This is a genomic window from Pseudomonas sp. c313 (genome assembly GCF_055407145.1).
This window is the reverse complement of sequence record NZ_JBUZRD010000008.1, coordinates 154415-178737: the sequence shown is the minus strand read 5'-3', so window position 1 is coordinate 178737 and position 24323 is coordinate 154415. Positions and strand designations below refer to the sequence as shown.

The following is a 24323-nucleotide window of genomic DNA, read 5'->3' as shown; positions in this document are numbered from 1 at the left end:
GCCATGACCACTTTGCACAGCACACCTCGCGCTGACGGCTTCTACATGCCGGCCGAGTGGGCGACCCAGACCCAAGCGTGGATGATCTGGCCCGAGCGCCCGGACAACTGGCGTCTGGGCGGCAAGCCGGCGCAGGCTGCCCACGTAGCGGTGGCCAAGGCCATCGCCCGCTTTGAGCCGGTAACCGTGGCGGTCTCGGCCGGCCAGTACGAGAACGCCCGTGCCCGTTTGGACGTGCCGAATATTCGCCTGGTGGAAATGTCCAGCGACGACGCCTGGGTACGTGATACCGGGCCGACCTTCGTGATCAATAACCGCGGTGAAGTCCGTGGCGTGAACTGGGACTTCAACGCCTGGGGCGGTTTTGATGGTGGCCTGTATTCACCGTGGAACCGTGATGCCCAGGTCGGCGGCAAGATCCTGGAGATCGAGCGCAGCCCACGTTACCGCACCGAAGGCTTTGTGCTGGAAGGCGGCTCGATTCACGTCGACGGCGAAGGCACCCTGATCACCACCGAAGAATGCCTGCTTAACCACAACCGCAATCCGCACCTCGACCGTGCGCAAATCGAAGCGGTGCTCAGCGCCAACCTGGCTGTGGATAAGATCATCTGGCTGCCGGATGGCCTGTTCAACGACGAAACCGACGGCCATGTGGATAACTTCTGCTGCTACGTGCGCCCAGGTGAAGTATTGCTGGCCTGGACCGACGACCCGCAAGACCCGAACTACGCGCGCTGCCACGCCGCACTGGACGTGTTGCAAAGCAGCACCGATGCCCAGGGCCGCTCGTTCACAGTGCATAAAATGCCGATTCCTGGCCCGCTGTATGCGACCGAGGAAGAGTGCGCCGGTGTTGATCCCGTGGATGGCACCCAGGAGCGTAATCCGACCGTGCGGTTGGCGGGTTCCTACGTCAACTTCCTGATCGTCAATGGCGGCATCATCGCGCCGAGTTTCGACGACCCGCTGGACAACCGCGCACGGGAAATCCTTCAGGGCCTGTTCCCGCAGCATGAAGTAGTGATGGTGCCGGGCCGCGAGCTGTTACTGGGGGGCGGCAATATCCATTGCCTGACTCAACAGCAGCCGGCACCGCACAAAATCTGAGTGCAGTTGTAACAGCCGATTTCCCCAGGAAGCGACTGTCAGCCAGGATGTTGTTCTGGCGATTGCAGCAAGCCCATGGCCCGTCAAGGTTGTGGGCTTTTTTTTGTCTGCGCGGCGACAAACTGCAGACATTGGCATCGCCCTTGTATCTGCTTTGTGACGGTTATCAAGGTGTGTGACTGCACGGTTCTGTCATAAACCTTGAGTAAGTTGACCGCTTACGCAGTAGGAGAGAACGCTGGAATGAACGCCGAAATCAACACGATCTACACGCGCACCTCCCATCCCTTGATGGTGGATGGCAACGCGATTCAGGCGCTGGCACTTTGGTTGAAGGCAAACGGCTCGCGACAGATCAGGACGCCTGATTCGCGACGGGTTATGAGTGAGCGATATCCGGTGGGGCTGTTGAGCGAGGATGAGCTGCAGGTGTTGTGTGAGTTGATGAAAGACTGAATAACAGAGCCAGATCTGCACTGACCTTGTGGCGAGAGGGCAAGCCCCCTCGCCACAAAAAGTGCGGTAGTGCCTAAAAGCTGTATGTTCCTGTCACCACCAAGCTACGCGGATCGCCCGGCTGAATCTGGAACGCACTGGTCGCTGACGCGTAGTACGTCTTGTCGCTGATGTTGTTCAGCGCCGCCCTTACATCCCATTCCTTCTGCCGGAATCCGGCCAGTGCGTCCCAGCGCCCGTAACCCGGCAGCACTACTGTGTTGGCGTTATCGGCATAACGATCGCCGACCAACGTCAACCCGGTTTCCGCGTACCAGCCCATCTCGGGCTTCCAGGTGACGAACAGGCTGGCGTTACGCTTGGCCACGTCGCTGATGCGCTTGCCTTCAAAGCCGTTGTTGTCCTTCTCGACCTTGGCATCCTGCAGCCCGACACCACCGCGCACATACCAATTACCGACGATCTTCCCGGTCGCGGTCAGCTCTACACCGCGAGAGCGTTGCAGGCCGCTGAGCAGGGTGATAGTCGGGTCCAGAGGGTCGCGAGTGCGGCGGTTGTATAGTTCCAGCTCGTACACGGCCAGGGTGGTGCTCAGGCGATCGTCGAACCAGTCGCTCTTGACGCCGATTTCCTTCTGCTTGGTCAGCTCCGGGCTCAGGTCGTTGGCGTTGCCAGCGGCGTTGGGGGTAATGCCGATCAGGCCGCCACCGGTAGGCGAGAAGGTCTTGCTCCAGGAGGCGTAGAACGAATGGTTTTCCAGCGGCGTCCAGACCAGGCCCACGCGCGGGCTGGTGTTGTGGCTGTCGACCTTTTGCCGCGTGTTGGCCACTTTGCTGGTGGTATCCACTTCAAAGCGGTCGTAACGCAAACCTGCCAGCAGTTGCCACTGATCGTTCAGGCGCAGTTGGTCTTGCACATACAGGCCCTGGCTTTCGACTTCGGTGTGGTTGTTGCTGGAAATCGTCATGGGGCCGGTGTGGCTCAGGTCGCGATTGGGCTGGTTCAAATCAAGGCCGGGCACCGCCTGGCCGCCGCTGTACAGCTTGGGGTCACGGCGTTGGCTGCCCAGTTCCACGCCGGTCAGCAGGCGGTGCTCCAGGCCGAAGGTGCTGAAGCCGCCTTCCAGTTCGACGTTGTTGAAGATGTTGCGGGTGGTCAGGTCCTGCTGCCAGCGCTGGCGCGTGACTTTGTTGGTCGACGCGTTGTAACCGGTCAGGTAGGTGTTGTCGAAATCGCTGTCGAGCTTGAACACGCCGAGGGTGTGGCGCAGTTGCCAGCTGTCGTTGAGTTCGTAGGCAAGTTTGGAGCGCAGGGACTGGGACGTGTCGTCGATATAGTCGCGATTGTCGCCATAGGTGGTGTCGCGGCCGACATCCGCCGGGCGCCCGTTGACGCCGGGAATACCGCGATCCGGCGTGCGGTTGTAGCGGCTGTATTCGTATTGCACCAGCCAATTCAGCTGCGGGGTCAGTTGCCAGCTCATGGACGGTGCAAACAGTTGTCGATTACCGCTGACACCATCGCGAAAACTGTTGTTGTCCTGGTTGCCCATGTTCAGACGCAGGCTGATGTCGTCGGAGGGGTCAGTGCTGAGGTCGGCGTACAGGCTGCGCAGGTCATTGCTGCCGCCCTGGGCTTCAATGCTGGAGGCGTGACCGGCCTGGGGCAGTTTGCTCACCCGGTTGACGATGCCCCCCTGGCCGCCGCGCCCGTACAACACTGCTGCCGGGCCTTTGAGCACTTCAATGCGCTCGATGTTGTGCAAGTCGCGCACGTATTGGCTGTCGTCGCGGATACCGTCCAGGTAGAAGTCACTGCTGGCCTCGAAGCCACGGATACGCAGGCTGTCAAAACGGGTGTCGGCGCCGCTGCTGACGTTGGGGATACCGCTCAGCGCCTGGCCCAGGTCATTGGTGCCGTAGGCGCGCAGGTTTTCGGTCTTTACCGAATTAATGGCCTGGGGCACGTAGCGCACGGGCGTGGCGGTGCGGGTGGCGGTGGTGGTTTCTTTGATGCGCGGATCGTCTTCGTCAGCTTCGGCGCTGATGGAGGTTTCGGGCAGAGTGGTCGCAGCGCAGGCAAATCCGGCGGACAGCAATACGCAAAGCCCAATGGTTATGGGCGTCAGGCGAGGGGCAGGCATCTGGGAGTGCATCCGAAAAGAAGGGTAGGAAATAGTGCGCGAATGATAATGCTTACTATTTGCTTGCGTTATTCATTCTTGCGCACGGCTTCTCGGTAATGTGTTACGGAATGTGTTTTTTGCGTGGATATTTTGTCGCACCGGGAAACTTCCCTGAGAGACAGATGGATGTTCACTCAATGAGCTGCAAATGCGCCTGCCTCATGCGAGAGATGGCCAAATAATACTACTTAGAATTTTTTTGCCTAAATACAGACGATTCACGAAATTGACATGCAGTTAAAGGCGCGACTAGGATTCGCCCCAACGCCTGTGGCTAACCGCCATGACTTCCCAATAATAAAAGGCCCGCGGCATGTTCAGTCGTCCGTGGGCCTTTTTTTATCCGTGATAAGCCGACACCAAAAGAGCTACACGGAGCCTGGTATCACAGCGCGTACTCAACCAGTAATAAGGAATATAAAAAGATGTTGAATAAACGGATGGGTCTGATTGCTCTGGGGATTTTGAGCGCAACACAGGCAATGGCTAACGATCAGGAGCAATCCAAGGGTTTTGTAGAAGACAGCCACCTGAACATCGCGCTGCGTAATGCTTACATCAGCCGCGACTACAAGAATGGCAGGCAAGACAACGCCGAATGGGGTCAAAGCATCATCGGCAAGTTCGAGTCCGGCTTCACCCAGGGCACTGTAGGTTTTGGTGTCGACGTGACGGGCCAATACGCTGTTCGTCTGGATGGCGGTAAAGGCAAAAGCGGCAATGGCGGTATCGACTTCTTCAAGCAAGGTGACAGCGGCGAAGCGGCAAGCGACCTGGCCAAGGGCGGCGCAGCCGTCAAGGCACGCATCTCCAACACCGTAATTAAGTACGGTGAGCAGATGCCAGCCGTGCCGGTCCTTCAGTACGACAATTCCCGTCTGTTGTCGGAAGTCTATACCGGTACTTCCATCGTTTCCCAAGAGATCGAAGGCCTGCAACTGGACGCCGGGCGTTTCACCAAGGAAGCACGCAAGAGTGCCGAAGGCACCGACAGCGGCGACCTGAAAAACATCACCTACATCGGTGGTAGCTACAAATTCACCGAAAGCCTGTCGGCCGCTCTTTATGCTTCCGACATGGAAAACGTGCTGAAGAAACAATACGTCAACGTCAACTACGTGCTGGCCCTGCCAGAAAAACAATCGTTGACCTTTGACTTCAACGGCTACAAAACCAAGCTGGACAAGAGCTTCGCCCTGGACAACCAAGGTGATGCCGATGCCCGCGACAACAAGATCTGGAGCCTGGGCGCCACATGGGCCTTTGGTCCGCACAGCTTGACCCTGGCCCACCAGCGCAGCACCGGTGACACCGCTTACCTGTACGGTGGCTACCGCAACGATGGCGGCTTTGGTGACGGTGGTAACACCATCCTGCTGGCCAACTCCTACTGGTCCGACTTCAACGGTAAAGACGAGCGCTCCTGGCAGGCAGGCTACGGCCTCGACTTCAGCGCCTTCGGTGTTCCTGGCCTGAGCTACAACATTGCCTACGTGCGCGGCACCAACATCGACGACGGCAGCGGCCGTGGCGATGGCAGCGAGCGTGAGATCTTCAACCAGTTCAAATACGTGGTACAAGCCGGCCCAGCCAAAGACCTGAGCCTGCGTGCCCGTGCGTCGTGGTTGCGCGTCTCCAACAACGCCAGTAAATACAACGAGGGCGGTAACGAAATCCGTCTGTACGCTGACTACCCGATCAACGTTTTCTAATTGATCTAGTGCAGTGCCTGATACAAGGCGATAAAAAACCCCGACGTGTCGGGGTTTTTTTATGCCTGTGATTAACGCGTGTTGGCGGCGAGTACTCAGGCTTTCATGGGCGCCAGCTTCTTGCAGCCGGCCTTGCGCATCGGGTATTGCTCACATTTGCGCAGCACCGTCTGCACCTGCTGAGTGTTCTGCAACTGCTGGTTGGCCAGCAGCTTCTCGGTGATAAACAGCTCTTCCGAACCCAAGTGACGCTCGGCCTTGTCGATCATCGCCAGCGCCGCTTGCCCGTCGCCGCGCTTGAGGTGGTAGCTGATCATCAAGTCATAGGTCGACGGCCCGGCCAGCGACCAGTCCTTGATTGCCTGCAACTCCTTCAACGCCTCGGCGTTTTTGCCCTGGGCCAGGCGCACGGTGTAGGCGGTGCGGCGAATGTTCGGCTGGTCCTTGACCGGCGAACTCAAGGCGCGACGGATAAAGGCGTCAGCCTCGGGCACCTTGTTCTTCTCCAGGGCGGCGGTGGCGGCGTAGGCGTCCTTGTAGCCCTGCATGGCCTTGGCCACCGGCGCGGCGTCACGCACTTTTGGCCAGCTCTGGGTGTTAACCCTGGCGCGGCGCTCCTGGCGGTACTCGCGTTGCAGGTATTCGCGCAGTTCCTTGTCACGGTCCATGGCTGACATATGGGAGCGGTTGAAATACTGGCTGGTGGCGGCGATGCTGGTGGTCAGGCCGTCCTTGACCAGCACGTCCAACTCTTGGGTGAAGCGGTTGAGGTTGAACTGCTGCAGCGAGTCCTGCATGGCGTTCTTGCGGGCAGTGAGAAAACCGCTGAGCAATGGTTTTTGCTTGCCCTGGAAATCATTCAGCCGCTCCAGGCTATGAGTCGCCGCGCGGGGTGCGTAACCGGCGCGAATCATCAAGTCAGTGCCCAGCAAATCTGCCTGGTCTTCCTGGCTGCGACCCCAGGCGGTGCTCCAGATATTGTCGGAAAAGGAATTGGCCAGCGCGGTGTACAACACAGTGTTGCCAATGGTCTTCTGCGTGCCCGCCGGGTCCTTGCTGAACAGCTTCATGGTCCCGGAGCTGCGATCGATACCTGTGTCTGCCGCCATCGTCGCCAGGGCCACGGTGGATGCGACGGTGGTGAACATTTCCTTCTGCTGCTGGAACGCCGCCGAGCGGTCATGGTGATGCAGCAACACATGGCTCATCTCATGGCCCAGCATCGCGGCGATTTCATCTTCGCTGCGCACGTTATCCAGCATGCCCAGCGGCACGAAGATATTGCCGTACGGGTCCGCCGACGGCCCGAAGCCGTAACTGTCGGTGATCTTCACCTGCAACACTGGCAACTCCCCCGGCCAGCCCTTGGACAGGCGTGTGACGATGCCCTGCAAATACACCTGCAACATCGGGATATCCACCAGGTTCTGCTGGCGCGCCTCGGCGGCGGGCACCGTGTGGCCGTCATAGCTCAAGCGCTGCTGGCCCTGGCGTTGCGGGTCGAGCTTGTAGTATTGGCGCACGTCGGTGTTATCGACATAGTGGCCCTGGACCCGCGACTGGGTCGACGGCCCCACCAGGTTCAGAAACGCCTGGTCGGCACCCTTCAAGGTGGCGCAACCACTGAGTAATGCACTGGCCAGCAATAGATATCCCTTCACCGCGATGCTCCCTTATTGATTGCAGCCAGCACCAAAACCGATGGTGGAATTGTTGTGACTGTCCTTGGCCAGACTCTTGGGCATCATCTGGCAGGGCAGATCCACCACATTCAGCGGCGGGTCGATGCGCAGGTCCATGGTGTCCAGCCAGACCTTCTGGCCCGCCAGCTCCACCTGCACCAGGTCCAGCGCCTTGTTGTACTGCAACACGGGCACCGGCTGTTTGGGCGCGTCCTTCTGGGCGATTTCCCGCTCTTGCTTGCCCTGCTCATCCAGCACCGCCACCGGGTCGGCGAGGAACGCCTTGATGGCGTGGGTTTCGGCCAGCACGGCTTGGCTGAAGAGTGCGACGAGTAACACGATGAAGGTTCTGTTCATCCTTGAGTTCCTTGAGTAAGACGAGAAAACGGCACCGTCAGCGACCACGGTCGAAAAAGGCTTCGATCCGCTCGCTGAACAGCACCAGTGACAGCAAAACAATCCCCAGCACGTTGACCGGCGTGATGTGGTTGAAGTGCAGCAGCACACACACCGCCAACAACACCAGCATCACCAATAGCCACGACAGGTAAGGCGAAGAGAAAAACCAGATCTCCTGGCGCCGCCAACGGCTCCAGGTATGCAGGCCGGCCGAGCGCCGGGCGTGCAGGGCCTTGAGCACGGCAATCAACGCCAACAGCCCAAGCTCCAGTCCGTCCAGCCAATTGATATTGAAGAACGGCAGATTCGCCGGCTCCCGGTCGTAATCCATGCCGTCGGTGATCAGGTTATCCAGCGCCATGGCATGCAGATAAATCCCTGGAACCTGCCCGTGCACCGGCGACTGCACCAAGTCGCCCGTGGAAGTAATATTCGCCCCGACCATCACCAGCCGATCACGCAGCAACTCAGCGAGCAAGGCCTGATCCTCCTCGGAACTGACCTCCAGATCACTGGCCGACAAGGTAAAACTGTAAGGGCAGCGCGCCTGGGCCGAGTCATCGAGCTTCCAGAACACCGCCTGGAAAAACTGCGCCACGCCATCCAGCACAAAATTGCGCGACGGCGTGCAATGACGAATATCGGCAATCCGCACCTGCTCCGGCGCCAGCTTCAACCCCCACTGCACCGCAATCGGCGGTAACCGCGCCGCTGCCTCGGCATCCGCCGGCAACTCATCGCACGCCAGCCCTTTGCAAAACTGCCGATACATCGCCAACGCCGGCGTCTCCATCACTCCCAACGCCGTCGGCACTGCCAGCGGATACTTGTCGTCGACGCCATCCCACACCACCAGCGCCGGCTGGCTCACCTGGGCAAAATGCTCCAGCGTATTGGCCTGCCCGTCCTCACCCCGCGCCACCCCGGTATTGGCCAGCCACAACGCAATGCCTTGACGTTGATAACGCTCAAACACATTCGCCAACAACTGACTGCCCCGCGCCGGATCACCGAACGAGTGATCGTGGCTGTACAACAAATCCACAAACAGCGCCTTGGGCTTGTACGCCAGCAAACGCTTGAACAGCTTGCTCTGCTCGCCATACGGCATCGGCCACGAGGTGTTGTTGCGCATCAGATAGGCATCGTCGATCAACACCACCGCGATCCGCTGCTGACCGTCGTTGTGGTATTTGCTGGCAAGCATACGGTTGAGCCACTGCGCGGAGGCCTTGTCGCTTGAGCTGGCCAGACCAAAAGGATCGAGCACAGCCAGCAACACAATAAGGGCAGCGAGCCAATAGCGGCGGTAGTTGAAAAGAGGGGGATTCTTCGACATCCATGTCTCGATAAAGGCGAGTAATGCAGCTGTTCTGGCTGTTCTGGCTGTTCTGGCTGTTCTGTAGGCGCTGGCTTGCCTGCGATGGTCGCGAACGATGACGCGCGCTCACGGGATAAACACGACACCCATGAACCCATCGCGCAAGCAAGCTCGCCCCACAACAGCCACAGCGAATGCATGGGTTTTTAAAGGACCAAGGGAGGGGTGTCAATTAGAAATATGGCTAAGTGCCATCCGCGTGCCCGAGATCAGCGCGTTTTTCGGCGAAAAGCTTGAAGACGTGCAGCGACGCACCGGATTCAACCTGACACAAACCGCCGAAGCCTTGGCGTGAGGACCCGCAGCATTGCCCGTTACAGCAATGGCTGTAAGGCAGTGCTCCGTATGTTTCGGAACAGGCGGAAAATCAGTTACGTTGTTAGCGAAATGAGCTGTCACGATGGGCCGAAATACGCAGCTAACGCCACTTCAACGGTATCGAATCAATAGCAAACCCTCAACGCGCCATGACGTTGACCACCGCATGCAGGCATGCGGCAGTTTGTGAAATTAACCCCATGAATGACCACTACCCTGATCCGGGGTGGTGCTGGCGCGGGGGGAATGGCAAGAACGCCTCAGTGTGATGGAAGTGCCACACGGCTCCAGCACCACCACCGAAAAAGTGTGGAGATGATCGGTTGATCTGGATTTTGATTGATCGAGGGTGTGGTGATCATGACCGCTCATTGCATCCTGATATGGGACACCTTGGGCAGTAGGAAAATATCCTCGGAGGGAGGGGACGAACACGAAACGGGGAACGAACGGGGAAAATTTAGAACTGAAAAACCCAAAAATGGAAAAGGCCCACCAAAAGGTGAGCCTAAGTCGTTGTTCTATATGGTGCGGCACCAGGAGTCGAATAAAAACTTAAGCTATTGTTATTTATTAGATTTTTTTGTTGCATGCTGATAAGTATCTCTAAATTTATCCTTTTGGAAAAACTTAGTCTCGTTTTACCAGATGTGCCAATAGGTCCGAATGACTGGCACTGTTTATGCCCGATTTTACAGCGTATGAACCTTGCAAGAATGGCACATTGCCTGCATATTAGATTGCTGCCTAACCTCAAGGAAGACAAATGAAATCGCGAGACTTACAGACCCGTCACGACGTGATTATTAGGAATTACAGAATAATTCCTCTGGCCAATGGAAAGTTTCTTCATCAATTCACCCCCTTCACGACAGATACCATCTATCAATTTGAAGCTAATAGCGCTCCCGTGTTGCTGAATGGAGAACGCTACAATATTGGATTTAGAACAATGCCCGATGGTCGAAATATTATTGACCCATCGGCAATGGGTAAAGGAGATTCTGTTAATAAAATACTAAGCTTTTTGGCAGCTAAGCAGCAGTCAAATGATATTTTAGTAGAAAATACCGCAAAAAATGACCAGCGTGTAACTCATGCTGCAACAGATGGCTATTACTGGGGTAAAAAATATGCGTGGCGTCGTTATGGTTTGGTAATGGCGGAGGGAGCTTTTCTTCAGTATTTGCAAGAAATTGGGCACGCGTCTATTCCATGTTTAACATCGAATCCTGACTTGCCGTTCTCTTCCAATGATAGATCGACTGCTTATAGAGATGACGAGCTGGAGGATAAAGTTGATGCGCTAATAGAAACAGCTGAGAAAGTTGGTCAATACTTTAAGTCGCCATTATATACGAAGAAATTTCAGATCCGGCCTATCAACTCCATTACGGATAAAAAGTAAATTGTGTGCTGCGTTTGTTGTTTAAATCAACGTGAGCTATAGCCAGTTAAACTTGGATGTGTACACTTCCAAGTTTAAAGTTTTTCGACTTTTGCTAATTAACTGCGATACCAATCAGCAAGCTGCCTGATGTAAGTAGGTGCTTCATCTATATTTTTATTGAATATGATGTTTGCTTCGTTTATGGATTGGATGTATGGGGTTATTTCCGCAACATCTTCCGGAGGGAAACCATAACGCATCAATAATGTATGTACGACATTGTTGGTCCCGAACCGAAGCAGCTCAATGATTTTTTCGGCTCGAGGATCATGAGCTTGTTTCAGATATATTTTAAAGGTGCCAGTAAAAGTGTCTGAAAGCGAGAATGATACTACCTGGTCCATGTAATCGTAGGTGTCAAATACAATTGCATCATAACTTACTTCTCTAGCCGGTATATTAGGAAAAAGGGAAAATTTTCGCTTTAATTTACTATCTGGTAATTTGTTTGCGGGTTGTGAAAACCTAGCAGTACCATTTTTTCCTTCATCCCTACGGGAAAGATAGCTGTAGCGACCGCCCACGATTTCTCTAAATGATTTACCTTGAATGGACTGTATGAATAAGTTTATTGCGGTTTCAAATACTGCAATCTCTCCGTCGTACAAAACGCGATCAAGGGAGACTTCGAATATAAATTTAAAGCATTGAACTACCTCGGTCCTAGCGCCTAGGTTCGACTGTCCCCCGATGTTATCTTTTATAGTTCCGCCAGGTCGATATATAATGTCAAGTATTCTCTTTGCATTAGCTAAAGCTTCTGCTTTTATTAACCTTTCCGCTTTCGATGTGGGGAGATGTAGGTCATCATCAAATGTTTCATCTTTGATCGAGTCAATGAGTTCTTTCGAGTCTGAGTTTTCATTGTCAAGTGGTAAGTCAATAACGGATTTTTCGTTTAGTTTGAAATTATTGTTAATTCTTTCGATAAATAGTTTCGGGTTGGCTGTGTACACATATCCGTAGTCGAATCGCTGCTCTGTGGATAAGCGGCCAGATCTACCTATGAGATTTTTAAAAGCCAAAGACTTATCATCGTCGCCGTCGCCAAGAAATCGCATATTGTCTAACCAGACAATATCGAACGGCATATTTACTCCTTGCGCCAAAGTACTAGTAGCGAAGCAGATTTTTGCGAACCCTCCTCTTATGAAGTCTTCGAGCAAAAAACGAACCTCTAATGGGACTGACCCATGGTGAATAACGATACCCTTCTTTAAAAGTGAAACCATTCTTGACTTATGGTCACTCTGGTCTGCACCGAGAAGGTGCTCCACGGTATCGATTATTTCAGTTGCCTCGGGATGAGTGATTTCAGTAAATGTATCTATGTGGCTTTGGAAGTTTTCGATGAATGTTCCATTGTAGATGGATGCCTTGGAGACATAAATTAAAATTGAGTGATGTCCGTTAAAGGCAAAGGCTTCAAAACCATCGTGAAATTCGCTACAATTTTTAAGAGTATGGCCACTCTCAATGTATGGAGAAAAATAGTAAGTTCTGCCATTTGCGTGGCGATGAATGCATAGCTTTCCAACCGCACCATGAGTATATGAGCGGGCATAGCTGTTTACTGAAGATATGTTGTGTTTCTTAAATTGTGCGTCTGGGTTGTCTACGAAAGGATGAGCAAATATTAGCTTCACAAGTGGAAATATTTTTTGGACTCTTCTTACAAGTACATCAAACATAATCCCGCGTATTTTCTCCTCTGAAACCTGAGCCTCATCGAAGAAAAACACACGTATGTTTAATTTGAGATTGCTTAAGAATAGATCTCGCGCTCTTTCGGGGGTAAGCACGAAAATGCGTCTCAAATTTCGGCTTGTAAAAATGTTATCAACAAAAGCTGAAATCATTACTCCCTTATCACCATTAAACTTCCTCTTCATGGTGTTTACATATTCAGCGATTAGGGCACGAGAAGGGACGATAACGACTGCATCTCCTACTTGGTCGGCAATGAAATCTCGTATTGAATAGGACTTGCCGGCACTTGTAGGCGCGGAGATGGACACAAATTGCTTGCTTTCGATTGCTCGCCTAACGCTAGCTTGGACCGGAGTCAAAAATTCGCCAAACTCCTTTTTGTGTTGGTCACCAAAAGCTGATAGTAGGAATGAGTATAAATTATTCGGGGACTTTACTTTGTAAAATAGGCCAAGTGCAGAAATTATTTGCTCTTCTATGGTTGCAAAAACTTTGCTATGAAACTCTTTATAGTAGCTAAGTTTTTCCAGTATTCCACCGTCGATAGGCCCTATCCTATGTAGTGTATCTAATATATCGAGTAGTTCAGAGTATGGGTCCAAGCTATTTTTGATTTCTTCAATTATCAATTGCTGACCCCTACGAGATATATATTAGATATCTTGCCAAGTGATACTATCTCGCTAGCGGTCTTTAGAGCGTTATAAAATATGGTTGCTGGATTTACTGCGTTTATCGAAAAGGCAGCAATGACTCCGAATTTCTCATTGTCAAGGTTGTCAATTGCATCTGCGGATACCAAATTTACCAAGTGCACTCGATCACGAAAATGTTTTTCGGCGTCTAAGAAATCTGAAGCTTGAGCTAACGCATTTCCGTGGGGACTTGCAGAGGAGGAATACTTTGCTTCTCCAAAATTTATCAAGCTAGATGTGCATGTAGTATGGAAATCGAAACCTTCATTTTGCTTTGCTTGCGGTTTCCATAGTTCCGCTATGGGAATTCTAGTATGATTAAAAATTAGCTCTAACGCCCTTGCTGAGCCGATGGATACCATGAGTTCGCCGAACTCCCCTGCGACGATGCTAGAACTTGCGGTGCTCTCAAATATGTTTACGAGAAGCTGAGCAGTTTCTGCGGCAGTTTTTTGATAGGATCTGCGAGTTCCTGTATCTAAATCCATAATCCACGATGTATCAATAACTGAGTTTGAGAGTTCAAACGCTATTTTTTTCACGTCACTAATTTTCACGTGACATATTTTTACGGTGCTCGCCGCTGTTTTATATAAAATTTCTGTATGTGTGCAGCCCCAAGCCAAATCGTCTACGTCGCTACCATACGAAGGTACATTGCTCATCAGACTTTTCCAGAATAGTGGGAGGCCGAGACTGGCTGAGGTCGAATAAATGAATCGAGGAGAAAGAATAGGAAATTCAAGTCTCTTAAATTAATATTGTAAGTCGCATTGCCAAGAGGATTTTCAATAGCGAGATCCCTTGGGGAGTTTTTCGAAAAAAACTCAAAAAATGGCCTGGGAGGATCGACCAGACATAGAGGGCCTAGGGATCTCGACTTCTGCGCTCTTCGAGCAGGGAGAGAGGCCGAAAGAAAATATGGGAGGGGTAGAGGAATTGGCGCCACGCATGGGAGCGACCGATACGATGACTTCGGTGTATTGTGGGCACATAGCGGTTCTTGAATACGGCTTTCCATTCCGGCTCCTTCGGCGTCCTTTCATGGCCTTAAGCCATAACAGGAGGCTATCGCGAAGAGCGAACCGTGTAAATCGCTGTTGATGAATACAAAGTGCAATTGCCATTTATGGGCAGACTCTGTTCCGTAAAAACCATTCTTTATCGAGTTTGAGCGCGATCAGTTGGATGGTTAACCAGTAGTAATATTTGGTCGCGCCAGAGCGAGTACCAATCCTGTGGCGTACGAACCACACCAAGTGTTTTTGTTTCCACTTCCATGGATTACGTATTTTCCATCGATCGGCGATAGCCGTTTGAATGACTTTAGCTTGGCGGATGTGGCGCTTACGAGTTGCGACCGAACCGGTAAGGATGCCCGCTAGAAACAGCTCCATATCGAATGCCTTACTCATGCTCGGCCACCAACGTAAGCCGACACTACGTCGATACGACCGTGTCCCAGCTCATAGCTGATTTGTGCTCGGGCCTCCTGATCGAGGTGATGATCAAGTTTGTAGCAATTGCCACCGTTGATGGGCGCAGGATGCTGGGTGATTTGCTCATAGCGTTCGCACGCATAGGTCGCCCGCAATTCGTGGAAGCCCTTGAGGTTGTGCGTATGGAGAATCTCCCGTGCGGGGCGAACGATTACCTGTTGGAAATCGAGGTAGCGTTCATTTACGGCAAGCAGGTTGTGGCTACCATCAGGCGAGACTTGAAGGGCGAATGTCAGTGCGTCGCGGATGTGCTCATCCACCGTTATCCACCGAGGGGCCGAGGCTCCCGAGCGACCACCTTTGGTGCCGTCCTGGATGTTGATCCTCCCGAGTTGCTCGGCTTCCCGTTGCAGTCGAGGAAGGTCGGCCAAAATGGCCTCGCGCAAGCGCATTCCGGCGGCTCGGGCCAAGTGCACGATGGCGGCAGCGCGTTGCATTTGGTGTTCGCAGAGTACGTCGACGATCCGTTTCACATGTTCGCGATCTTGGCCTTGCGGAACCGATTGGCGAACACTGGTGCGCCGCATTCCCAACGCCTTGCTCGGACTTACGACCTTCACATACTGATCACCGCGAAGCGCAGCCATGGTCCGGTTCGCGCTGGACAATCGGTTTTGCGCGGTGGCGATGCCTATAGCGCCTTGTTCAACTTGCTGACGCAGATATTCGGTGTATTCCAGCAGGGTCTGCCGATCAATTTGTCGTGCATCGTTAAATCCTGGTCCATCCTCCGACCGGCACCACCGAACAAACGCCTGCCAGCGGTCACTGTGCGCTTTGACCGTGCCGTAGTGCCCGCCGCCAAACAGATCGCGCAATGCCTGCGGCCCGGCATAGCTCAACTGCCGACCATAGCCAAAATTGCGTCCGTCCCGTTTATCGACCAACGCCATGATCAAACTCCCCTCGAAGCCAAACCCTTAAAACCTTCCCCACGTCATCCCGCCACGAATGTTGAGTGTTATCAGGGATCAAGGCCCCTGCGACCTGTGAGGGTTGTCCACTAACGCGGGACTGGCGGCTCCTTACGACCGGGAGCTTGGGCATCTCATGATCTGGCCTCCTGAGCACTTCCGAAGAAGTGGGCGGGTGGAGGCTGCATTGACTGACGAGACCAATGACGCGAGATCCTGAGTCGGGTGAAGGCAGTGAAGCGATGACCGGGGCATGCCTGACTGTCAGTCAGGTGCAGTCCATTACTTGGGCTGCGGCACCATCATCTGCGTCGCTGTTGCTGGTGACTTCGGTGTTTGTCACGCCGATTGTCACAGAGGGAATTGCCGCAGAGCCCAATCAGACGTGGGCTGCAGCAGTGTGAGGAGCGCCCGTCTCTTTTCTGAAGAAAGAGACGGGCGCAGGTTGGCGCAATGAAATGGCCAAGCGGATAGGTTGCTGCAAGGCAGCTATGAAAGGGGAAAGTTGCCGCAGTGGGCACACTGGTAAAAGTAGGCATCCATCACATCGCTGTGACCGTGCGAGCCGCCGGACGCTAATCGCACTTTGGGAGAACCACCACGGTGTGGCGTAGCCTTAAAGGTTCTGGCTACCTGGGGTTGCTGTCAGCGACAGCGCTTTGCCCGATCTTTTCTACGCCTGTGGATAATTCGAGTCAAGGCTCGAGTTCTCGGGAGTTCTGCGGCTGTGGATGGACCCGCGTGGACAAGCGGATCGCTGAGATCTGAAGGCCAAGCGCTTACTCAGTTGCGCCACGTTTTGCTTTTAGGCGAGTAGCGTTCGCTCCGGTCTGGTTACAAATTCGTGTGGAGTGACATGCTCCTGTCGATTTGCGGGAGTAACGCGCCTGCTTTGGGTGGAAACGGTCAGGGAGAGTTCTTAATCTGTGACTGGATGACATGGTGATCGGCACTGTGATCTTAAAAGGAGCATATCAATGAGACCGAATTTCTTTCTGGACGATGAAGATGAAGCCATCGCCAAGAGCTATTTCAAGAAAGTTAATAGCATTGGTTTTGTTTGTGTTGGTTTGGCGTTGACCATAATCACAATGCCTCATCCTGAGCGCGCTGCATGGTTTGTTTTCGCGGTAGCGATCGCCTATGCGCTTAGCCACGGCGATGGTTACAGGAAGATTGTTGCCAGCTATTTATTGCGTCATAAAGGGTTCGGCGGTGGTATTCGCTTGGTGTTGAAAGTAGCTCTCTTCTTGCTGGGTACAAGTCTGTTATCGGGGATAGGGCTTCAGATCTTGACCCCTGAGGTTTTAGGTATCTTCCCATAGCGGGATTACCTCAGGGATATGGGGGCGGGCGGATTCAATCAATGATCCGCTTCACCTTCATCCGAGTAACATTCACCGGAACCCCAAAACGAAAAAACCCGCCAGAAGGCGGGTTTTTCGGGGGTTCCAGAGATTTTGAAAGCCTTCTCTGTAACCTTGTATGGTGCCGGCACCAAGAGTCGAACTCGGGACCTACTGATTACAAGGATGCTGCTCTCTGTATGTAAAACAACGACTTACGGCATACCTTGTTACGTCGAGGCAGCCGTAAGGTGCTGATTCTATAGGGGGGGGTAAATCCTTATTACGCAAGGATTTATGGAGCGGAGGGGTCTACCAGGGGCACGCTCAGGTCGTACACATCCATCATCGCTTCTACCCGATGGCCGCTGGCCTGTTGCTTGTCTGCTCGAGTGCCTACCGTGTCGGTGATTCCTCGTCGCTTCAAGTCGTGAAGGCCAAACCGGTCAGCCGCGGCTAACACGCCTGCTTCGATGGCTGCGGTGATGAAGCGCTGCCAGGCACTGTCCAGACTCGACTTTTGCAGTGCACCGCCGTGTGCAGCGACGATAATGAAGCGCTTGTCTGCAGCGATCGGCACTGGTGATGCTGTGCGTTGCCATACGCCCGATCGGTACGCCTTTGCGCCATCCCAGGCTGCGCGAAGCCGAGGCGTCCAACGGACGATGTTGTCCCGGCTACCCTTGCGACGGTTCGTCAGGATCCCATCTGGCAATTCGTTGGCATCGCTGAGGGTCACCGTTTCGATGCCGCGTAGCCGGCACAGGTAGCCCAGCTCCATCACGTAGCTCAAGTACTCCGGACAGGATCCTGGCTGGCCACGTTTGAGTTGACCCAGCACGCGGGCGCGTTCGATCAGGTCGAGCATGACGGAGGATCTCGGCAGCCGTCGCTGTTTACGCTCGACTGGGGCCTCAATGCCCAGGGCTGGGTTCACGTCGATGAATCCACGGTTGCGGCCCCACTGCAACACGCGCCGTAGGTATCTCAGAACGTGGGCTGCCTTCGAGGGTGTACCCTCGTCGGCCAGTCGATCGATGAGGCGCTGCACCAGGGCAGGCGTGAATTTTCTGACGTCCAGATCGCCCAGCGGCTTTCCCAGTTTGGTCGGGATATCCAGCAAGACGTCTCGGCTGGCAGGTGGTGTTCGGCGCAGCTCGCCCGGACTACACCGACAGCGCCGGCGTAAAGCACTACTGCGTGGCCCTTGCGGATCTGCCCAACGCCAACACCATTACCGATCGCCGCCCTATGGAGCCCATCGCGGGATCACTGGTACAGCACTTCGCCGCCCGGACGGGGGACTACGCAAGCTTGCGGGCCCGCGCTACGACCAAGGACGACGTGGGCCTGGGCAAGCTACCCAATGCGATCAGTGATGACAGTGCGAGCGATAGCAGCTCAGAGCTGGCCAGCACCAAGATGGTGGCGGGGGTAAAGCGGCTGCTGAATAAGGACATTGAGGAGAAAGCCAACAAGGCTGACGTATTCACCAAAGATCAAAGTGATGTGCGCTTTGTCCAGCAGGGTGGGGCAGTTAACCCTACGACCTATTTTTCCTCCGGTGCTTTGCCAACGCTTGCAGCAGCGGCTGATTACAGTCAAAGCCATGCCCCGATTGGCATTTTCAACGCGGATGTAGATACGGCCCCAGCGGTGATCGCATTTTACCGTGGAGGTTCGTACGCAACTTTCTTTGGCCTGGATACGGATAACCAGTTTGCCTTTGGCGGCTGGTCAGCCGGGAACAATCGCTATCGCTTCTGGACCGAGGCGAATTTCAACCCGGATGACAAGGCGAACAATGTTCAGGCTACCGAGGCAGTCCACGGAATTGCCCGAGTCTCAACGGTCGAGCAGCTCAACGTGGGCGCCGACGACACGACGTATATCACGCCCAAAAAGCTGCGGATGGGCGTGTCTTTTTCGCTTGGGGCCACGGGGTTTATTTCCTTGCCGAGCTGGTTGGGGGGACTGGTCATTCAATGGGGATGCGGCACAGAGACACATAGCGACACGGGTTTCCGGTTCTTCCCCATGACGTTTCCAACGGCGGCAATAGCCATGGTTGCCATGGCGAATTTTGCACATGGCAATAGCACCTGGGTGCTTGTCCCTGATCGTTCAAAGTATTTGATGGGGCTCGGCCCTGACTACGTTAATGGCAATGCAAACAACAGTCTTTTTTGGATCGCCATCGGCTATTAGGAGCTTGAAGCAATGAAATTTTTCTCTGCAATTGACGGTTTCTTATCGTCAAAAATTCACGGCAAGAACATCCCGGCCGACGCGGTGAAGATCTCCGACAAGGTCTACGCCGACCTCCTTGGCGCTCAGGACAGTGGCCGGGTGATTCAGCTAAACGCTGATGGCGTGCCGGTCGCTATGGCCGCACCAGGTCCAACGGATGAGCAGATGGCAATCACCGAGCGTGCATGGCGCGATCAGGCATTGTCGGCTGCTATCGGGCTGCGCGACCGTCACCGCGACCAGGTGGAAATCGACACGCCGACTACTCTGAGCGATGAGCAATTCAAAGAGCTGCTGCAGTACATGCAGGCCCTGCGTGACTGGCCCCAGACGTCAGGCTTTCCGCATGCTGCCCGCCCTTTGGTGCCAACCTGGATGGATGAGGCATGACCTGGGCACCGGTGACCATGCGTTGGCCCGAGCAGTCCACCCAGTGGATGAGCCAACTGTCAGCGGCCCAGGATCTGGCTGGCGGCGAGCTGGCCAGCACCGCGCAACGCCTGGCGGGCCTGGACGGCATGACCAGCACCAACCCGGGGCCGGTGGGAGACGCGGCCAAAGGTGCGATCGAGGCCGGCCGCGCCGCACTGGCTGGGCAGATGGGCGAGGCGCCGGCGTGCCTGGCTGTGACGCCGTTTCAAAGTGGCGTGGGCCAGGGGCGTGGCCATCAGCGTTTTCTGTCCGCACCCAACTTGCTACAGCAGTTGGCCGCCAAACTGGTAGACGCCAGCGACAACGGCCGACCGGCCGGACCTCAATATGCGTTGTCGCTGATGTTCCTGGGCACGCGCCTGGACCAGTTCGCTGAGACCCTGGCGCGCTTCAACGCGCTGTTGCCGATCCCTGACCTGGTGCGTGCTGAGCGTCGTGCACGGAACCTGTCGCGCCTTGAGGCGGAAAAGTGGGAGATCCCCAGCGCTGGGCCTTTGCCACGTTGGTCGGCGCTGCCCCTGGAGCGTTGCACGGTGGTCAAAGCGGCCAAGCAATCCATGGCCGGCCAGATCGCCGTTCTGGAGAGCTACGCGGCCGACAGCTCGCCCATGGGCGACTTGGCAGCCCTGGCCGGCCGTAAAGCTGCCCAGCAGCAGGGCCGTGACAAACAGCTGAATGATCTGAAAGCCCTGCTGGCTGACGGCAATGCCGATCACAGCATGCGTGCGCGGATCCTGGGCCCCGGCGACAACAACGAATTGCGCCGCGCTTTGCTGGAAGGCGATGCACCTGGTCATGAGTGGGTGTTGTGCGCCGGCGTGCTTCTGGTGGGTTCGTTGGATGGTTTGAGCTTTGTGAGGGAGCTGGTCGGCCTATGACGCTATTACTCGACGGTCAACAGATCTTGGGCAAACGCCTGAAAATCACGGCCAACCTGCGCATCGAAAGCGACGATCTGTCCGGACAGACCAGCAACAGCCAGACCGCGCACAAGGGCTTCAAGCCCAAAACCCTTGCCGTGAGCCTCACTATTGCGTTCGTTGACGCGGTGCAACTGCGCGACTTGATGCGATTGGCCGAGGCCACGGCCAGTGGTGGCCAGCTCAAGATGTACCGGATCGTCAACGACACCGCCGCTGCTTTCGGTATTCGCGAGGTGCAGTTCAGCGACGGCGTGAGTGCGCGGGAAGACGACACCCTCAACCAGTGGCTTGTCCAATTCACCCTGTCAGAGAAGCTGTCCAACCCCGAGCGGGTGGAGAACCGGCGCGCCGGCAAGGGCGTTACATCACAGTCCGGCCCTGGCTCGGCAGTCGGCGCCGCCGCCGCTGGTGGTGGTGACGGGACCGGCAAACCCGAGGAACTGAGCGGCTTTGAACGGACCTTGAAAAAGGTTGACGACTGGCTGGCCCCGACACCATGAAACTTCACAAGGTATTGACCATCGGCGGCACGCCTCACCCGCTGATCAAGGACGAAGTACGGCTGGAGATCAAAAGCCCCGGCCGGGCGACCTTCACCATTCAGGCGGACGCCCCGGTCAAGGGCCTGGTGACGCTCGATGTCGGCTACAACGACAACCCGCTACAGCGTCACTTCATTGGTTTTGTCGAGCGGTCGACGGCAATCAACAGCGTGCAGCAGATCCTGATCTGTCGCGAACTGGCGGCAATCCTGTCCCAGCCCATGCCGCTGAACCTGCGCCACGTCGACCTGCAGGGCGTCCTGGCCGAGGTCAGCGACAAGACTGGCCTGAGCTTCCGGGTGCCGGACAAGGCCTATGCCAAGGTCAAGGCTCCGTTCTTCTACAGCCTGGCCGCTGGCTACCTGGCCATGGACAGCCTGGCCAGCGTGTTCAGCATCCCCGACTTTATCTGGCAGCAGCAGGGCGACGGCGAGGTATTCGTGGGCAGTTGGGCCGACAGCTTCTTCGGTGTCCGCTCGCCGCTGCAACTGCCCGTCGAACTGTTCGACGGCTACCAGGGCAACCAGAGCGCAATGATCGCGGCCCTTCCAGGACTGCGCCCAGGTGCAACCATCAACCAGGGCGAGAGGATCACCAGCGTGACCCTTGCCGGCAACCAAATGGCGATCAAATGGACGACGCAATCCGTCGCAGTGTAGAGCGGCAATTCCCTGAACTGACCGGCGGCTACCACCTGCCACGTTTTGGCCGGGTGGTGGCCGTGCCCGATGCGCCGGCCGCACCTGGGCTGTGCGACGACTTCCGGCCGCGCTTTGGCGTCGACGTGGAAGTGTTGCTGCCCGATGGCGAGCCAGACCCCGCGCTGCCAATCCTGACTGGCCTACCTTTGCCGGCGCCAATGGGCGGGCAAGAGGCGGGTATGTTCGGCTTTCCGGAGGAGGGCACCACCGTGGTGGTCAGCTTTGCCTACGGTCTGCCGCATAAGCCCTTTATCACTCAGATCCTGCCACACGGCCTGAGCCTTCCCCGGGTGCCGAAGGGCGACCAGGTGTGGCAGCACAGCGAAGCCTGCCAGCAGCGCGTCGACGCCGATGGCAACTGGCTGCGCCAAACGGACGGCAAGATCCAGGATAAGGCGATCGAGCGGGAAGTGGAGGCGATGCAGAACACGGAGAGCTTCCAGAGCCACACCAGGACGGTGGACGACCATTCAACCGAATCGGTAGGGGGCATCAAGACGCTTGAAGCCCTGGGCGCGCTCAAGCTGCTATCGGGCGGGTCTGCGAGCCTGGCGGCGGTGGATGATCTGCACCAGGCCACCGGGCGGGATTTGAACCTGGTGGTGGGGCAGAAGCACAACGCCACGGTGGGTGGCGATATGGAGGAAAGGATTGAGGGGCTGCGTAAGAGCGTGGCGGCGGTCAGTCAGCGGATGGTCGCGCCCAAGACCTGGTTGGGATCCGAGGGGGTGAACGTGCTGCAGGTACTTTGTGATTTGCTCGACCTGGTGCAACAGATGAATGTCCAATTATCTGAGCACACTCACCAGCCCGGTCCAACGCCGAGCCCGACCGATGCGGCGGTATTCACGGAAAAAGCCGCACGAGCCCTTACGCTATCAGTAAAGTTAAAGTCCATTACACTCTAGAGTTTCTTGTGATGGTTTATAGATAATGTTTGGGTAAACTATTTCGAGCCATCGCAAAGGTGTGTCTGGCTTAAAGTTCCGCGATACTTCTCTTATTGATTTAATAGAAGGGAAGTCGTCAGCGGCTTTATGAAGTTGTTTTTCGGCGCGATCATTGTCACCGGAAGCTCTATATCTTTCCGCTAATGCTAAACCTAAGCATGCCTCGAATTTGTGCGAAACCCGATATCCGGTTTTTTTGAAACGTTTCTTGTAATAGTTTTCGAATTCTATCTCGTGTTCAGCAACGCTCCATTCGGTATCGTATCCCAAAACGGCATGGGCAATAAGTGACTCGGCGGACGGACCATTTATTAAGTCGTATTCTTTGTCGGAAATATCAATTTTGGGTATGTATTCATGTTTTGCAAGTTTTGAGAATACAACGCATAGGGCTAGAGCTGATCGGAACTGCTGCGTAGATAATTGGTGTTTCATCGAGTAGCCTTTCTCTATTACGCCTCTCACATCATACAGTTTTCCTTTGGGAGCATCGCTATAGAGGTTTTCGGTTAATCCTATGAAGCCAGAAAAAAAAGTGCTCAAGTTATCTTTAGTTACTTGTTGGGTGTCGCTTATCCACATGGATGGGCAGAGTGGCAGTCGAGATAAGTTGGGGTTTTCTAAATTGTAATCACACGATTCATGTTGAATCTTTTCTTGCTTCGTGATGAATTCCTTTATTACGGCCCTCGCTAGGCGAGTAAGGCCTTGGAAAGACAGTATTATTTCATTGTCAAAAACTGCTGTTTCAGACTGTCCTGAAAACTTCCCGAAATCTTTGGGCAAAGCTTTTAGCTCATGAACGTATTTAGAACGAGTCTTGTAAAGGTTTTGTAATGCACTCTCCAAGTCTTTGCGGCCGATTGGCTGGGAAAGTAGTGAGGCATCATCCGTGAAGTAATTCGCCGGCAGGTTGGCAAGTATGAAATGTTTAAACTTCTTGGCTAGCGCAAGATGTTCATTTTTAACAATTACAGCTTTCAATCTATCAGATATTTCCGGATCAACTTCTTCTAGTATTTTTTCTATTGGTTTTCTCTTGGCGTCTTCAATATCGCCCCATGAAGATTCAAAGGTGCTGAATTTCTGAACGAGGGCCTCTATCGACATTACTAAGAGCGTGTATGACAGATCCAAGTTCTCGCTTAGTCGATGTAGAGCTGTTACGTATGTTCTAATTGCTTTGATCGCTAATAGGTATTCTTTCCTCCGGAGTCCTAATAAATCCGAGGTGAATATTTTAAGGTCTTCGATCTCTTCAGGTTTGATATATACCGAATCTTCATAAATTCGATTTAGATGTTTTTTCGGTGATGGTGCGCCGGGTTTTTCTTGTTTGCTTAAGAGTCTGTTTGCAAGATCTGCATCTGGGGTGCAGATGATGTTGAGGGAGAATGATATGATGTCCGCAAAATCACTTAAGTAGATATCTATTCCATTGGAGTGCAATACTCCTGGGGCAATTCCTTCATGCTCAATATTTTCAATTATTTCGCAGGAAATGACGTTGGGGTGTCTTCGCATCGAAGATGGAAAAAACTTCCCGAATACTGTTTCTACTCCTTCTTCCCCAAACAAACTCATGTTTGTATATAGGACGCCTCGAAGTAGGTTTGAATGCCTGCATGGAAGTGTGAAATGTTTACCGGTGCTTGCCTGAAGCATGTG

21 protein-coding genes and 1 pseudogene are annotated in these 24323 nt (G+C 54.4%); 12 read left to right on the top strand and 10 right to left on the bottom strand.

Annotated features, from left to right (window positions below; genetic code table 11):
* Positions 1–3 precede the first annotated feature (3 nt).
* Positions 4–1110 carry an agmatine deiminase gene (aguA, locus tag ACZRKZ_RS20875; RefSeq protein ID WP_463982606.1) on the top strand — a complete coding sequence of 369 codons (1107 nt, stop codon included), beginning with the start codon at positions 4–6 and terminating at the stop codon, positions 1108–1110.
* A 243-nt stretch (positions 1111–1353) separates the two neighbouring features.
* Positions 1354–1566, top strand: coding sequence for a hypothetical protein (locus tag ACZRKZ_RS20870; RefSeq protein WP_463982605.1), 213 nt, complete (start codon positions 1354–1356; stop codon positions 1564–1566).
* Between the two features lie 73 nt (positions 1567–1639).
* On the opposite strand, the gene ACZRKZ_RS20865 is transcribed toward ACZRKZ_RS20870, so the two are convergent.
* Positions 1640–3709: a TonB-dependent receptor gene (locus ACZRKZ_RS20865; protein WP_463982604.1), complete on the bottom strand. Its 2070-nt coding sequence runs from the start codon at positions 3707–3709 to the stop codon at positions 1640–1642.
* Positions 3710–4176: 467 nt separating this feature from the next.
* Between ACZRKZ_RS20865 and ACZRKZ_RS20860 the strand changes: the two genes are divergently transcribed.
* Positions 4177–5463, top strand: coding sequence for an OprD family porin (locus ACZRKZ_RS20860; RefSeq protein WP_463982603.1), 1287 nt, complete (start codon positions 4177–4179; stop codon positions 5461–5463).
* A gap of 95 nt (positions 5464–5558) precedes the next feature.
* Here ACZRKZ_RS20860 and ACZRKZ_RS20855 read toward each other — a convergent pair whose 3' ends face one another.
* The 3 genes from ACZRKZ_RS20855 to ACZRKZ_RS20845 are packed head-to-tail and all read right to left on the bottom strand — an operon-like array spanning position 5559 to position 8883.
* A complete protein-coding gene (locus ACZRKZ_RS20855) occupies positions 5559–7124 on the bottom strand; it encodes a M48 family metalloprotease (RefSeq protein ID WP_463982602.1) in 1566 nt (521 codons plus the stop codon).
* Between the two features lie 12 nt (positions 7125–7136).
* A complete protein-coding gene (locus ACZRKZ_RS20850) occupies positions 7137–7502 on the bottom strand; it encodes a hypothetical protein (protein WP_133103076.1) in 366 nt (121 codons plus the stop codon).
* Between the two features lie 37 nt (positions 7503–7539).
* Positions 7540–8883: a CHASE2 domain-containing protein gene (locus tag ACZRKZ_RS20845; protein WP_463982601.1), complete on the bottom strand. Its 1344-nt coding sequence runs from the start codon at positions 8881–8883 to the stop codon at positions 7540–7542.
* A 1126-nt stretch (positions 8884–10009) separates the two neighbouring features.
* Between ACZRKZ_RS20845 and ACZRKZ_RS20840 the strand changes: the two genes are divergently transcribed.
* The gene (locus ACZRKZ_RS20840) at positions 10010–10651 is read left to right on the top strand and encodes a hypothetical protein (protein WP_463982600.1); all 642 of its coding nucleotides are present in this window, start codon (positions 10010–10012) and stop codon (positions 10649–10651) included.
* Positions 10652–10749: 98 nt separating this feature from the next.
* On the opposite strand, the gene ACZRKZ_RS20835 is transcribed toward ACZRKZ_RS20840, so the two are convergent.
* The 4 genes from ACZRKZ_RS20835 to ACZRKZ_RS20820 form a co-directional block, all read right to left on the bottom strand.
* Positions 10750–13032, bottom strand: coding sequence for a DEAD/DEAH box helicase (locus tag ACZRKZ_RS20835; protein WP_463982599.1), 2283 nt, complete (start codon positions 13030–13032; stop codon positions 10750–10752).
* On the bottom strand, positions 13029–13763 hold the full coding sequence (locus ACZRKZ_RS20830; RefSeq protein ID WP_463982598.1) for a hypothetical protein: 735 nt from the start codon (positions 13761–13763) through the stop codon (positions 13029–13031). Before ACZRKZ_RS20830 ends, ACZRKZ_RS20835 begins: the two co-directional genes overlap by 4 nt.
* 462 nt (positions 13764–14225) lie before the next feature.
* Positions 14226–14513: a hypothetical protein gene (locus ACZRKZ_RS20825; protein ID WP_463982597.1), complete on the bottom strand. Its 288-nt coding sequence runs from the start codon at positions 14511–14513 to the stop codon at positions 14226–14228.
* Positions 14510–15490 (bottom strand): integrase domain-containing protein, encoded by a 981-nt coding sequence (locus tag ACZRKZ_RS20820; RefSeq protein WP_463982596.1) that lies wholly within the window; start codon positions 15488–15490, stop codon positions 14510–14512. Before ACZRKZ_RS20820 ends, ACZRKZ_RS20825 begins: the two co-directional genes overlap by 4 nt.
* A gap of 224 nt (positions 15491–15714) precedes the next feature.
* Here ACZRKZ_RS20820 and ACZRKZ_RS20815 point away from each other — a divergent pair, with 224 nt between their 5' ends.
* Both ACZRKZ_RS20815 and ACZRKZ_RS20810 read left to right on the top strand, forming a co-directional pair.
* A complete protein-coding gene (locus tag ACZRKZ_RS20815) occupies positions 15715–15915 on the top strand; it encodes a hypothetical protein (RefSeq protein ID WP_463982595.1) in 201 nt (66 codons plus the stop codon).
* A 573-nt stretch (positions 15916–16488) separates the two neighbouring features.
* Complete coding sequence (locus ACZRKZ_RS20810) at positions 16489–16836, top strand: hypothetical protein (RefSeq protein WP_133103088.1); 348 nt, start codon at positions 16489–16491, stop codon at positions 16834–16836.
* Between the two features lie 316 nt (positions 16837–17152).
* Here the strand turns inward: ACZRKZ_RS20810 and ACZRKZ_RS20805 are convergent.
* A pseudogene (locus ACZRKZ_RS20805) lies at positions 17153–17992 on the bottom strand (site-specific integrase); the annotation flags it as partial.
* An 8-nt stretch (positions 17993–18000) separates the two neighbouring features.
* Here ACZRKZ_RS20805 and ACZRKZ_RS20800 point away from each other — a divergent pair.
* Genes ACZRKZ_RS20800 through ACZRKZ_RS20775 form a run of 6 tightly spaced genes read left to right on the top strand, consistent with a single transcriptional unit; the run spans position 18001 to position 22613 of the window.
* Positions 18001–19065 carry a gp53-like domain-containing protein gene (locus tag ACZRKZ_RS20800; RefSeq protein WP_463982594.1) on the top strand — a complete coding sequence of 355 codons (1065 nt, stop codon included), beginning with the start codon at positions 18001–18003 and terminating at the stop codon, positions 19063–19065.
* A 12-nt stretch (positions 19066–19077) separates the two neighbouring features.
* Complete coding sequence (locus ACZRKZ_RS20795; RefSeq protein WP_463982593.1) at positions 19078–19497, top strand: phage tail assembly chaperone; 420 nt, start codon at positions 19078–19080, stop codon at positions 19495–19497.
* Positions 19494–20417: a hypothetical protein gene (locus ACZRKZ_RS20790; RefSeq protein WP_463982592.1), complete on the top strand. Its 924-nt coding sequence runs from the start codon at positions 19494–19496 to the stop codon at positions 20415–20417. Before ACZRKZ_RS20795 ends, ACZRKZ_RS20790 begins: the two co-directional genes overlap by 4 nt.
* Positions 20414–20962: a baseplate complex protein gene (locus tag ACZRKZ_RS20785; protein ID WP_463982591.1), complete on the top strand. Its 549-nt coding sequence runs from the start codon at positions 20414–20416 to the stop codon at positions 20960–20962. The genes ACZRKZ_RS20790 and ACZRKZ_RS20785 overlap by 4 nt, the downstream gene beginning before the upstream one ends.
* Entirely contained in the window at positions 20959–21663 is a 705-nt protein-coding gene (locus ACZRKZ_RS20780; protein WP_463982590.1) for a hypothetical protein, read from the top strand. Before ACZRKZ_RS20785 ends, ACZRKZ_RS20780 begins: the two co-directional genes overlap by 4 nt.
* Positions 21636–22613, top strand: coding sequence for a hypothetical protein (locus ACZRKZ_RS20775; protein ID WP_463982589.1), 978 nt, complete (start codon positions 21636–21638; stop codon positions 22611–22613). The genes ACZRKZ_RS20780 and ACZRKZ_RS20775 overlap by 28 nt, the downstream gene beginning before the upstream one ends.
* Here ACZRKZ_RS20775 and ACZRKZ_RS20770 read toward each other — a convergent pair.
* Complete coding sequence (locus ACZRKZ_RS20770; protein ID WP_463982588.1) at positions 22593–24320, bottom strand: hypothetical protein; 1728 nt, start codon at positions 24318–24320, stop codon at positions 22593–22595. The two genes, ACZRKZ_RS20775 and ACZRKZ_RS20770, sit on opposite strands and share 21 nt — an antisense overlap.
* Between the last annotated feature and the right edge of the window lie 3 nt (positions 24321–24323).

What these genes read in the sequence shown, in the direction of transcription:
- ACZRKZ_RS20775 (WP_463982589.1), top strand. Translation starts at nt 21,636, where the DNA reads ATGGACGACGCAATCCGTCGCAGTGTAGAGCGGCAATTCCCTGAACTG.
- ACZRKZ_RS20780 (WP_463982590.1), top strand. Translation starts at nt 20,959, where the DNA reads ATGAAACTTCACAAGGTATTGACCATCGGCGGCACGCCTCACCCGCTG.
- ACZRKZ_RS20820 (WP_463982596.1), bottom strand. Translation starts at nt 15,490, where the DNA reads ATGGCGTTGGTCGATAAACGGGACGGACGCAATTTTGGCTATGGTCGG.
- ACZRKZ_RS20770 (WP_463982588.1), bottom strand. Translation starts at nt 24,320, where the DNA reads ATGCTTCAGGCAAGCACCGGTAAACATTTCACACTTCCATGCAGGCAT.
- ACZRKZ_RS20785 (WP_463982591.1), top strand. Translation starts at nt 20,414, where the DNA reads ATGACGCTATTACTCGACGGTCAACAGATCTTGGGCAAACGCCTGAAA.
- ACZRKZ_RS20840 (WP_463982600.1), top strand. Translation starts at nt 10,010, where the DNA reads ATGAAATCGCGAGACTTACAGACCCGTCACGACGTGATTATTAGGAAT.
- ACZRKZ_RS20850 (WP_133103076.1), bottom strand. Translation starts at nt 7,502, where the DNA reads ATGAACAGAACCTTCATCGTGTTACTCGTCGCACTCTTCAGCCAAGCC.
- ACZRKZ_RS20795 (WP_463982593.1), top strand. Translation starts at nt 19,078, where the DNA reads ATGAAATTTTTCTCTGCAATTGACGGTTTCTTATCGTCAAAAATTCAC.
- aguA (WP_463982606.1), top strand. Translation starts at nt 4, where the DNA reads ATGACCACTTTGCACAGCACACCTCGCGCTGACGGCTTCTACATGCCG.
- ACZRKZ_RS20825 (WP_463982597.1), bottom strand. Translation starts at nt 14,513, where the DNA reads ATGAGTAAGGCATTCGATATGGAGCTGTTTCTAGCGGGCATCCTTACC.
- ACZRKZ_RS20865 (WP_463982604.1), bottom strand. Translation starts at nt 3,709, where the DNA reads ATGCCTGCCCCTCGCCTGACGCCCATAACCATTGGGCTTTGCGTATTG.
- ACZRKZ_RS20860 (WP_463982603.1), top strand. Translation starts at nt 4,177, where the DNA reads ATGTTGAATAAACGGATGGGTCTGATTGCTCTGGGGATTTTGAGCGCA.
- ACZRKZ_RS20815 (WP_463982595.1), top strand. Translation starts at nt 15,715, where the DNA reads ATGACGCGAGATCCTGAGTCGGGTGAAGGCAGTGAAGCGATGACCGGG.
- ACZRKZ_RS20845 (WP_463982601.1), bottom strand. Translation starts at nt 8,883, where the DNA reads ATGTCGAAGAATCCCCCTCTTTTCAACTACCGCCGCTATTGGCTCGCT.
- ACZRKZ_RS20870 (WP_463982605.1), top strand. Translation starts at nt 1,354, where the DNA reads ATGAACGCCGAAATCAACACGATCTACACGCGCACCTCCCATCCCTTG.
- ACZRKZ_RS20830 (WP_463982598.1), bottom strand. Translation starts at nt 13,763, where the DNA reads ATGAGCAATGTACCTTCGTATGGTAGCGACGTAGACGATTTGGCTTGG.
- ACZRKZ_RS20810 (WP_133103088.1), top strand. Translation starts at nt 16,489, where the DNA reads ATGAGACCGAATTTCTTTCTGGACGATGAAGATGAAGCCATCGCCAAG.
- ACZRKZ_RS20790 (WP_463982592.1), top strand. Translation starts at nt 19,494, where the DNA reads ATGACCTGGGCACCGGTGACCATGCGTTGGCCCGAGCAGTCCACCCAG.